Source organism: Myxococcales bacterium (genome assembly GCA_022563535.1).
Lineage (GTDB): Bacteria > Myxococcota_A > UBA9160 > UBA9160 > UBA4427 > DUBZ01.
Window position 1 is genome coordinate 1 of record JADFNE010000112.1, and the last position, 8,486, is coordinate 8,486.

Consider the following 8,486-nt stretch of genomic DNA (forward strand, 5'->3'; position numbering starts at 1 on the left):
TCGCAATGCTGTTGGCAAATTCCGAGCTCGTAGACAACAACCATCGCTTCAAGGGCACCGTGAGTCTCTCGGATACAAAGCACAACCGCCTTTGCCTGGGGCAACTCGATCGCGGCTGGACCGATACTCACGGTCTGATGCTCGCGGGCATCGATCTCTCCAGGCGCACATGGATCAAGGCACAAGAAAAATTCGGCTTTACGGACGACAACGTCGACCAGTACTGCCTTCATCAAGTCAGCACAATACATGCTCATCAACTCGCATCAAGTCTCGGTGTCGACATCGAGAAGGCGTTGTTGATCGTTCGAGAGTATGGGAACGTCGGGCCCGCCTCGGTGCCGATGGTGCTCTCGATGGCCTTGGACCAGGGGCGCATCAAGGACGGGGATCGAGTCGTGCTCGCCGGCATCGGCAGCGGCATCAATTGCATGGTGGGCGAAGTCATTTGGTGATTGCAAGCGACCGAGTTTCACGGTCGCTCTACCCGTTCGAAGGGCGTCAGATCGAAATCGGTGGCCACCGCTACCACTACCTCGATGAAGGTACGGGCGACACCGTCGTCATGGTGCACGGCAATCCGACCTGGTCGTTCTACTATCGCAACCTGGTTCTCGCGTTGCGCGACCGATACCGCACGCTCGTACCCGATCACATCGGCTGCGGATATTCCGACAAACCGAGCGACGCGCAGTACCGATACACCCTCTGCCAGCGCGTTGATGACTTCGAAGCGTTCCTGGAAACGGTCGCGTGCCGCGAAGCGCTCACGCTCGTGTTGCACGATTGGGGCGGGATGATCGGGATGGCCTACGCGGTTCGCCATCCCGAGCGGGTGAAGCGCATCGTGATGATGAACTCGGCCGCATTCCACTTGCCCGCATCGATGCAGCTACCCGCGTCGATCTGGTCCGTACGAAACACGCGCCTGGGCTCGTACTGTGTCCAACGCTTCAACCTGTTCTGCCGCGGAGCCACCTGGCTGGCCACGGCCAAACACATGCCAAAGGAGCTCCGGGACGCCTACTGCGCACCCTACGAGACTTACGCCGATCGCCTCGCGACGCTCCGCTTTGTGCAGGACATTCCGCTCGCCCCCGGCGATGCTGCCTACGATGCGGTGAGCGAAGTCGAAGCCGGGCTCAAAGCCTTCTGCGAGACTCCGATCTTGCTGTTGTGGGGCATGAAAGACTTCGTGTTCGATGGACGGGTGCTGAAATTATTCGAGCAACGCTGGCCTCATGCCGAGGTGCATCGCTTTGAAGAGGCCGGTCATTACGTGCTCGAAGATGCCGAGGACGAGATCCCCGTGATCGTTCGGCGTTTTCTTGAACACCACCCGCTGTAATTCTGTAATAGAGTAACGGTCATGAACATCGCATCGTTCGTCGTCGAGCGCGCGAAAGAGACACCCCATGCGCCGGCCGTGTCGTATCCCGAGGGTCGCGGCCGGGACGGAGTGACGCGGTACGTCCACTACACCTACCAACAGCTAAACCTCGAAAGCGATCGAATCGCACGGGGCCTCGACGCACTGGGAATCGGCCGCGGTGTGCGCACCGCGCTACTGGTGCGGCCGAGCCTCGAGTTCTTTGCCCTCACCTTGGCAATATTTCGACTCGGCGCGGTGCCGATCGTTGTCGATCCGGGTATCGGCCTGCGCAACCTCAAGGCTTGCCTGGACCAGGCAGAGCCCGAGGCCTTCATCGGCGTGCCGGCTGCCCATGCCGCGCGGGTCGTGTTCGGATGGGGACGACGTACGATCCGAACCCACGTGACCGTCGGACGGCGCTGGTTCTGGGGCGGGACGACGCTTGCACAAATTCGACTTGCGCCCCTCGCCACCGAGGCAGAGCCCGTCGCCGATACCAAACCCGATGAGGTGGCCGCAATCCTGTTTACCAGCGGCAGCACCGGCTTGCCCAAGGGCGTTGTCTACCGACACGAAAACTTCGCGGCCCAAGTCGAAGCCATCCGCAACCTCTCCGCGATCGAAAAGGATGAAGTCGACCTGCCGACCTTTCCGCTGTTTGCGCTGTTTGATCCCGCCTTCGGCATGCGGGCCGTGATCCCCGAGATGGACCCGACCCGGCCCGCGGACGTCGACCCCCGGCGCATCGCCGAGGCGGTCGAAGCGTTCAAGGTCACCAACATGTTCGCCTCCCCTGCTCTGCTCGACACTGTGGGTCGATACGGCCAAAAGCACGGAATTCGCTTGGCGACACTCAAGCGCGTCATCTCTGCCGGTGCCCCCATGCCCGCCGACGTGATGCAGCGTTTCCTCGACATGCTGCCGAAGGACGCGGAAATCCTGACGCCCTATGGCGCGACGGAGTGTCTGCCGGTGTCGTGCATTTCGAGCCGACAGGTCCTCGGTGGTACCGCTGTCGCGACGGCTGCGGGCGCGGGGGTGTGCGTCGGCGCGCCGGTCCCCTCGATCGAGGTTCGCATCATTCGCATCGACGATGGACCGATCGAGCGCTGGTGTGACGACTGGGTACTCGAGCCCGGTGAGATTGGAGAAATTACCGTGCGCGGCCCCCAGACGACCCGGGCATACTACAACCGTCCCGAGGCAACGGCGCTCGCAAAGATTCAGGACCCGGACGGAAGCTTGTGGCACCGCATGGGCGACGTGGGTTACCTCGACAGCGAGGGGTTGCTGTGGTTCTGCGGTCGCAAAGCGCACCGCGTCCAGACGACCCGCGGTGTTCTTTTTACCATCCCCTGCGAAGCCGTGTTCAACGCCCATCCCCGGGTGCGCCGTACGGCCCTGGTGGGCATTTCAAATGGCGCCCACGCCCTGCCCGTCTTGTGCGTCGAGAAGATCAAAGGGAAAGACGTTCCCCCCGAAGCCGAATTGATCGACGAGCTGATCGAGCTTGGCGCGGCGTACGAACACACCCGCGGCATTCGTCAGTTCCTGTTTCATCGAAGCTTTCCGGTCGACGCGCGACACAATGCAAAGATCGGACGTGAGAAGCTCGCGGTTTGGGCAAGCAAACACCTCGACCCTGCGAGCCTTTCGGCGTGAAGGCTCTGGTAACCGGCGGCGGCGGCTTTCTGGGCAAGGCCATCGTGACCAAGCTGCTCGAACGAGGCGATACGGTGCGGAGTCTTGGGCGCGGGGACTACCCCGAGTTGACCGCCCGAGGCGTCGAGACGCTGCGCGGTGACCTGGCCGATGCGGAGGTCGTAATGCGCGCCGTAGAAGGATGCGACACGGTCTTCCACGTAGCGGGGAAATCCGGCATGTGGGGGCCCGAGGAAGAATATCGGCTGACCAATCTCGTCGGGACCGACAACGTCATTTGCGCCTGTAGAAAACACGCCGTTCCGCGGCTCGTGTACACCAGCACGCCCAGCGTCGTGCACTCGGGAGGCGACATCGAAGGCGCAGACGAATCTCTGCCCTACGCCGAACACTTCGAAAGTCCGTACCCCGCCACCAAAGCAGCTGCCGAACGGCTCGTGCTCGCGGCCAACAGCGATCAGCTCGCGACCGTCGCAATACGACCCCACTTGATCTGGGGTCCGGGGGACAATCAACTGATCCCGCGCTTGCTCGAGCGCGCGCGATCGGGCCGGATGCGATACATCGGCAGCGAAGACAAGCTCATCGACACGGTGTACGTGGACAACGCCGCCGAAGCGCACGTGGCCGCCGGCGATCGACTCGCGCCGGGATCCGCCTGTGCGGGCAAGGCGTACTTCATCAGCCAGGGCGATCCGCGACCCGCCAGCGAGATCACCAACGCGATTCTCGCCGCGGCGGGCCTTCCACCCGTGACCCGGCGATTGCCCATTTGGCTCGCCTACACAATCGGCGCAATCGCCGAAGCGACTTACCGACTGCTGCGCATCGACGCGGAGCCGCCGCTGACGCGCTTCATCGCACAGCAGATGTCGACAGCCCACTGGTATGACATCAGCGCCGCGCGCCGCGACCTGGGATACGAACCTCGCATCAGCATCGAAGAGGGACTCGAAAAATTGCACCGTCACTTCGAGGGACTCGCGCGGTAGCACCTTCCAATGGTGGAGCCGAACTCCACCAAACCAAAATGATTCCAGTCCTCTTCGCTCAGGGCTGGTCGAAGAGGACCTCGTACAGCTTCTGGATTTCTCCCTGCTGAATGTCCTTCTTGATCGCGTCCGTGTTGCGCGAGAGCCACTGGTGCATTGGATCGGAAAGCACCTCGTCGATCTTTGCATTCACATCCGGATCTCCGAAGGCGCGCGCCGCCGGGATGAAGTGAAAGTAGAAGGACTGGATGACTTCGTACATGCCGTGCCACCAGGTGTAGTCTGGCGCCATCTTCGATGCACCGTGGCGTGCGGTTCGGCCTTCGTGATGCCAGAGTTCCCAATAGATCCACTCGATGTCATTGCTGAATTCAGCGGGGTTCTCGAGCAGGCCCTTCTTGCGCACGAGATCCATGATGTCCCGCGCGGGGATGCCGAACTTTTCGTCATAGAGTCGGACGACGGCGTCGAATTGTCGGTAGAAACCCTTTGCAAAGAGATCGCCGTGACAGGCCCTGCAGGTGTCCTGCATGTTCAGGCGCTTCTGCTCCCAATCCTCTTGCCGCGTTGAAACCGGAGGACGCAAGTTCCAGGAGATCCGGGCACCAACGTCGTGAGTCACCGGTTGATTCCTGGTTGCCGACATATGGCAAGTTGCGCAGGTCGGCGCGGCCCAGTAGTCCACGCCCACAATCCAGTCATCAGCTTCCAGGTTCATCTTGTCGATGTTCGTGTAGTAGGCGTTGCCGTGCTTCGAGGCCTCATAGGCCTCCTTCTGGGGATGATCGGGTCCGAGGTGGCACTTGCTACACGCCTCCGGCCGGCGCGCCTGGGCTTTGTCGAAGCTGTGGCGCGTGTGACAGGCCGTGCAAGCGCCGAGGCTCCCATCCGGGTTGATGCGACCGATCCCCGAGTTTGGCCAACTGTTCGCCGATAGCTTGTTCGGTGAGTCTGGATCGATTTCGACCTTTCCACCGTGACAGCTCTCGCATCCCGCTATCACGACGGGATGACCGCCCGCAGCATTCGCAAGGTAGGAGTCGGCCGAATCGAGGATCATGCCGGCGGTGGCGTGATGGGATTTCTGGACCTCCATTACGATCCGCTTATGACAACCCGCGCAATCCTTGGGTGAGACCAATGTGGCGATCAGCTCCTTGTGGTGCTCGAAGGCATCCACATCGCCTTTCTCGGCGCCATGACAATCGAAACACCCGACCCCGACTTGCGCGTGCCTCGAGTGCTTCCACTGGTTGAAAATTCCCGGCATTTCCTTGGCGTGGCAGGAGAGGCATTCCGCGTTTCTCGGATCGAGTATCTCCGCAGCCAAGGCGTCCAGCGCGGTCAGCGCGATAATCGAACAGAAGGAGGCGCGCACGAACCTTGGCAGGCGATAAATCATGTGTTGATCCTCCACTGGCAGAGTCTACACTACCGATTGATAGCGGGAGGTAGTGGTGACGGAACTAGGACCGCTCTTCGTTCCCCTTGGCGGACCCGATTACTTCTGGATCCTGATCCTCGTATTCGCGATCCCCACAATCGGGCTCTGCCTGTATACCCTCATGCGGGGCGAACTTCCTGCGGTGCTCAGTACTTCTGGACTGGTCCTCCTGCCTGTTTTCGGATATGTGCTCGGCAACTTGCACGTCATGAACCAGTCGACGTCGGTCGAGTTCTGTGGCTCCTGCCACGTCACGATGCCACCGCTGGTCGAATCGATGAAGATGGGCGGAAACGAGCTGGCCGCGTCGCACTTCCGAAAGGGCGCGGTCTCACACAAGAATGCCTGCTACGTGTGCCATAGCGGGTACGGCGCACTCGGCGACGTAAGAGCAAAGCTTGCCGGCATCAACCACATGCTTCACACGATACGCGGAAGCGAAGACTACCCGCTGAAGATGCGCAGCACATTCGACATTCAGTCTTGTCTGGATTGCCATGCTGCGACCGAGCCTTTCAGGTCCGTGAAGGGGCACAAGACGCGTGGCATTCAGAATCAATTGATGTCGGGGGAGATCGGTTGCACGGGTGCATGCCATGAGCCGGCCCACCCGCCGGCGGCACTCAATGGCACCGAAGCATGGGAGCGCTGGAAGGAACGGCAACATTGATAGCGCGCGCAGCGGGCAGCTTGATTCTGATCTCCCAACTCCTGCTGGTGTGGGTGGCGGTCGCGCCGAGCGGCACGACCGCGATCTGGTTTTCGTTTGTCGGAATGCCCTGCGTAGTGGCGGGCTGCGGGCTCGGCCTTTGGGCACTCAGCCGAAGACTACGACGCCAAGCCGACGCGACGCCGGACTCGGAGGCACGTCTAGAGGACTGATCGAGCCCAGCCTTGGGACGTGAGCAGAGCCAGCCACCAGGCGTGCGCTCGCGTCCTGGAGGACAAGTCGTCAGACGAATCTGGAGTTCGAAAACGGAGTCGTCTTGGCGCGATCGGCATGGGACTCTCGGGAATCGAGCACCGATCGGATCTTGCGCGCTAGTTCCGCCGTTCGAAAGGGTTTGTGGAGCAGCTCGGGGACTGAAGCCGAACCTCCACCCTCATCTAGAATTTCTGGCGCATAGCCAGACATCAGCAAGATCTTGGTCCGCGGTCGCTGCCGTGCAACGGCAGTTGCTAGATCGCGACCCGACAGGCTGCCTGGAAGTACGACATCGGAGAGCAGCAGGTCGAGGGACCCGATGCCTTCGAGGAGTGCCAGCGCTTCGTCGCCATCCCGGGCCTCGGTGATCTGATAGCTCAGCTCCTTCAAGACGTTGGAGACGAGCTTGCGAACCGCGGGTTCATCCTCCACCAAGAGTATGGATTCTCCAGATCCTTGCGGATGGTCGGGCCGGCTCTCGGCTCTGACGCTTCGCAAATACGTCTTGGAACTGGGGAGATAGAGGGTCACTGCGGTGCCGCTTCCGACTCGGCTCTCGATCGTGACGTGCCCGCCGGATTGCTTGGCGAATCCGTAGACCATGCTGAGGCCCAGCCCCGTACCCGAACCGACTTTCTTGGTGGTGAAGAACGGCTCGAAAACACGCGACAGGATTTCGGCGGGAATTCCCACCCCCGAGTCCCGCACTGAGAGTGCAACAAAGGATCCCACCTGGGCATCAGGGTGCTCGGCAGCGTACATCTCATCCAGGGTAATGTTTGCGGCCTTGATCTCGATCTCTCCGCCGTCCGGCATTGCATCGCGAGCGTTGAGCGCCAGGTTCAGAACGGCATTCTCGAGCTGCGCGCGATCGGCCAGACAGAGCCACACGTTCTTGTGCCCGCTGATCGTTACCCGAATCCTTTCTCCCAACGTCCGTGCCAACAGCTTTTTCGTATCCTCCAGGAGCGAGTCCACCTCGATCGGCTCGGGCCTGAGGGCCTGCTTGCGAGAAGTGGCAAGAAGTCGCTGTGTCAATTCGGAACCTCGTCTTGCTGCTTCAGTCGCATCATGCAAGAACTCCGTTTCATTCGGGTTCATGGGAACCTTGTGCTCCAGCAATTCTAGATTGCCGAGAACGACCGCCAGAAGGTTGTTGAAGTCGTGTGCGACACCGCCCGTGAGTTGACCCAACGCATCCATTTTCTGGGACTGGCGCAATTCTTCCTGGACCAGCGCTCGGGTCTTCATCTCCTCCTTGAGCTCACGATTCGCGAGCTGCACCTCGGATTTGCTCTGCAACGCCTGCCCGCGAAGTTGTATTTCGAGACGATGGCCCCACCAGTTGCGCATGGCGAGCGCGCCGATGAAGATCAGCGAAGCCATCATGACATAGGGAATCAGATTGGCGACGAGTTTGTCGCGCTGAAACAGGGCGACCATGAGCACGCCCGCGAAGGCGAGGGGCGGAAGCAGGCTCTCCCACTGCTTTGCCCTGGCTTCGGCCTCCGCAGAGGGCTCATCGGCAACATTCTCGTCTTTCATCTGGCGTTGCTCGAAGGCAGCCCAAATGATGAACGATGCGCAGACCAGAACCGGGCCACTCCAGAGAGAACTCACTTGATACCCATCCCCCATCAGATCGTTGAGATAGAGGAGGTCAGCCAGCGCGTTGAAGCAGAGGCCGATAAAGACGAGCGACATGACGTGACGCCGGCGTCCCCGGCTATGGAGCGAGAGGACGATTAACGCGAACAGGGTTGCGGAGACGTTGAGGGTCCACTGAAAGACCGTGATGTCCGCGAGGTAGGTCGGTATCGGATCGCCAAGGAAGTCGGCTTGGGCGAAGATGTACATGAGCAGGGTGGCGGAGAAGATGATCCCAAGGTTGCCAATCTGGATGAATGCATCGTCTGTCGACGGAGTTTGGACGCGGTAGTACCAGATTCCGACGATGAAGCTGACGGGAAACACGACATAAAAAATTTCCATGAGGCCGGACACGGGTATTACAAAGCCCATGTACGAGTCCATGACCCCCCATATCGTCTCTCCGACAACCATGCCCGAGCAGCCGATGCCAAAGAGGAG

Annotated in this window: 8 protein-coding genes; 6 read left to right on the top strand and 2 right to left on the bottom strand. The window is 60.7% G+C overall.

Going from position 1 to position 8,486, the window contains the following annotated elements; genetic code table 11:
• Positions 1-11 precede the first annotated feature (11 nt).
• From IH881_19395 to IH881_19410, 4 genes are all read left to right on the top strand, one after another.
• Complete coding sequence (locus IH881_19395; GenBank protein ID MCH7869867.1) at positions 12-455, top strand: hypothetical protein; 444 nt, start codon at positions 12-14, stop codon at positions 453-455.
• A gap of 110 nt (positions 456-565) precedes the next feature.
• Positions 566-1,348, top strand: a complete 783-nt coding sequence (locus tag IH881_19400; GenBank protein ID MCH7869868.1) for an alpha/beta fold hydrolase — start codon at positions 566-568, stop codon at positions 1,346-1,348.
• 21 nt (positions 1,349-1,369) lie between these two features.
• Positions 1,370-3,034, top strand: a complete 1,665-nt coding sequence (locus tag IH881_19405; GenBank protein ID MCH7869869.1) for an AMP-binding protein — start codon at positions 1,370-1,372, stop codon at positions 3,032-3,034.
• A complete protein-coding gene (locus IH881_19410) occupies positions 3,031-4,026 on the top strand; it encodes an NAD-dependent epimerase/dehydratase family protein (protein ID MCH7869870.1) in 996 nt (331 codons plus the stop codon). The genes IH881_19405 and IH881_19410 overlap by 4 nt, the downstream gene beginning before the upstream one ends.
• A 58-nt stretch (positions 4,027-4,084) precedes the next feature.
• Here the strand turns inward: IH881_19410 and IH881_19415 are convergent, their stop codons facing one another.
• Positions 4,085-5,428, bottom strand: coding sequence for a hypothetical protein (locus IH881_19415; protein MCH7869871.1), 1,344 nt, complete (start codon positions 5,426-5,428; stop codon positions 4,085-4,087).
• Positions 5,429-5,483: 55 nt separating this feature from the next.
• Between IH881_19415 and IH881_19420 the strand changes: the two genes are divergently transcribed.
• Both IH881_19420 and IH881_19425 read left to right on the top strand, forming a co-directional pair.
• Positions 5,484-6,140, top strand: coding sequence for a hypothetical protein (locus IH881_19420; protein ID MCH7869872.1), 657 nt, complete (start codon positions 5,484-5,486; stop codon positions 6,138-6,140).
• Positions 6,137-6,352, top strand: a complete 216-nt coding sequence (locus IH881_19425; protein MCH7869873.1) for a hypothetical protein — start codon at positions 6,137-6,139, stop codon at positions 6,350-6,352. Before IH881_19420 ends, IH881_19425 begins: the two co-directional genes overlap by 4 nt.
• Positions 6,353-6,422: 70 nt before the next feature.
• On the opposite strand, the gene IH881_19430 is transcribed toward IH881_19425, so the two are convergent.
• A complete protein-coding gene (locus tag IH881_19430; protein MCH7869874.1) occupies positions 6,423-8,429 on the bottom strand; it encodes a response regulator in 2,007 nt (668 codons plus the stop codon).
• Positions 8,430-8,486: the final 57 nt, after the last annotated feature.

Bases quoted from the DNA above. Each gene is read 5' to 3' on its own strand.
- IH881_19415 (MCH7869871.1), bottom strand. From the start codon at position 5,428: ATGATTTATCGCCTGCCAAGGTTCGTGCGCGCCTCCTTCTGTTCGATT.
- IH881_19400 (MCH7869868.1), top strand. From the start codon at position 566: ATGGTGCACGGCAATCCGACCTGGTCGTTCTACTATCGCAACCTGGTT.
- IH881_19405 (MCH7869869.1), top strand. From the start codon at position 1,370: ATGAACATCGCATCGTTCGTCGTCGAGCGCGCGAAAGAGACACCCCAT.
- IH881_19430 (MCH7869874.1), bottom strand. From the start codon at position 8,429: ATGGACTCGTACATGGGCTTTGTAATACCCGTGTCCGGCCTCATGGAA.